The following is a 2,369-nucleotide window of genomic DNA, read 5'->3' as shown; positions in this document are numbered from 1 at the left end:
GTGACTGCGTACCTTTTGTATAATGGGTCAGCGACTTATATTCAGTGGCAAGGTTAACCACATAGGGGAGCCGTAGCGAAAGCGAGTCTTAACTGGGCGTTTAGTCTCTGGATATAGACCCGAAACCGGGTGATCTAGCCATGGGCAGGTTGAAGGTTGAGTAACATCAACTGGAGGACCGAACCGACTAATGTTGAAAAATTAGCGGATGACTTGTGGCTAGGGGTGAAAGGCCAATCAAACTCGGAGATAGCTGGTTCTCCCCGAAAGCTATTTAGGTAGCGCCTCGGACGAATACTACTGGGGGTAGAGCACTGTTAAGGCTAGGGGGTCATCCCGACTTACCAACCCTTTGCAAACTCCGAATACCAGTAAGTACTATCCGGGAGACACACGGCGGGTGCTAACGTCCGTCGTGAAGAGGGAAACAACCCAGACCGCCAGCTAAGGTCCCAAAGTATTGCTAAGTGGGAAACGATGTGGGAAGGCTTAGACAGCTAGGATGTTGGCTTAGAAGCAGCCATCATTTAAAGAAAGCGTAATAGCTCACTAGTCGAGTCGGCCTGCGCGGAAGATGTAACGGGGCTAAGCAATACACCGAAGCTGCGGCAATGCCTTTTAGGTATTGGGTAGGGGAGCGTTCTGTAAGCCGTTGAAGGTGAACTGTAAGGTTTGCTGGAGGTATCAGAAGTGCGAATGCTGACATGAGTAACGACAAGGGGGGTGAAAAACCTCCCCGCCGGAAGACCAAGGGTTCCTGTCCAACGTTAATCGGGGCAGGGTAAGTCGACCCCTAAGGCGAGGCTGAAGAGCGTAGTCGATGGGAAACGGGTTAATATTCCCGTACTTGTTATGAATGCGATGGGGGGACGGAGAAGGCTAGGTGGGCCAGGCGACGGTTGTCCTGGTTCAAGTGAGTAGGCTTGAGAGTTAGGTAAATCCGGCTCTCTTTAAGGCTGAGACACGACGTCGAGCTGCTACGGCAGTGAAGTCATTGATGCCCTGCTTCCAGGAAAAGCCTCTAAGCTTCAGTTCATAAGAAATCGTACCCCAAACCGACACAGGTGGTCGGGTAGAGAATACCAAGGCGCTTGAGAGAACTCGGGTGAAGGAACTAGGCAAAATGGTACCGTAACTTCGGGAGAAGGTACGCTCTTGACGGTGAAGTCCCTTGCGGATGGAGCTATTGAGAGTCGCAGATACCAGGTGGCTGCAACTGTTTATTAAAAACACAGCACTGTGCAAAATCGTAAGATGACGTATACGGTGTGACGCCTGCCCGGTGCCGGAAGGTTAATTGATGGGGTTAGTGGTAACACGAAGCTCTTGATCGAAGCCCCGGTAAACGGCGGCCGTAACTATAACGGTCCTAAGGTAGCGAAATTCCTTGTCGGGTAAGTTCCGACCTGCACGAATGGCGTAATGATGGCCACGCTGTCTCCACCCGAGACTCAGTGAAATTGAAATCGCTGTGAAGATGCAGTGTACCCGCGGCTAGACGGAAAGACCCCGTGAACCTTTACTACAGCTTGGCACTGAACATTGACCCTACATGTGTAGGATAGGTGGGAGACTTTGAAGCGCAGTCGCTAGATTGCGTGGAGTCGACCTTGAAATACCACCCTTGTAGTGTTGATGTTCTAACTTAGACCCGTTATCCGGGTTGAGGACAGTGCCTGGTGGGTAGTTTGACTGGGGCGGTCTCCTCCCAAAGAGTAACGGAGGAGCACGAAGGTGGGCTAATCACGGTTGGACATCGTGAGGTTAGTGCAATGGCATAAGCCCGCTTAACTGCGAGAATGACGGTTCGAGCAGGTGCGAAAGCAGGTCATAGTGATCCGGTGGTTCTGAATGGAAGGGCCATCGCTCAACGGATAAAAGGTACTCCGGGGATAACAGGCTGATACCGCCCAAGAGTTCATATCGACGGCGGTGTTTGGCACCTCGATGTCGGCTCATCACATCCTGGGGCTGAAGTCGGTCCCAAGGGTATGGCTGTTCGCCATTTAAAGTGGTACGCGAGCTGGGTTTAGAACGTCGTGAGACAGTTCGGTCCCTATCTGCCGTGGGCGTTGGAGAATTGAAGGGGGCTGCTCCTAGTACGAGAGGACCGGAGTGGACGAACCTCTGGTGTTCGGGTTGTCACGCCAGTGGCATTGCCCGGTAGCTAAGTTCGGAATTGATAAGCGCTGAAAGCATCTAAGCGCGAAGCGAGCCCTGAGATGAGTTCTCCCTGGCAGTTTAACTGTCCTAAAGGGTTGTTCGAGACTAGAACGTTGATAGGCAGGGTGTGTAAGCGTTGTGAGGCGTTGAGCTAACCTGTACTAATAGCCCGTGAGGCTTAACCATACAACACCGAAGAGGTTTTG

1 rRNA gene is annotated in these 2,369 nt (G+C 52.1%); it reads left to right on the top strand.

The features are described from left to right. Positions 1–2,349, top strand: a 23S ribosomal RNA gene (locus tag B7C60_RS00175); the annotation flags it as partial. Between the last annotated feature and the right edge of the window lie 20 nt (positions 2,350–2,369).

It is taken from the genome of Vibrio fujianensis (genome assembly GCF_002749895.1).
GTDB classification, from domain to species: domain Bacteria; phylum Pseudomonadota; class Gammaproteobacteria; order Enterobacterales; family Vibrionaceae; genus Vibrio; species Vibrio fujianensis.
This window is presented reverse-complemented; position numbering and strand designations above follow the sequence as displayed.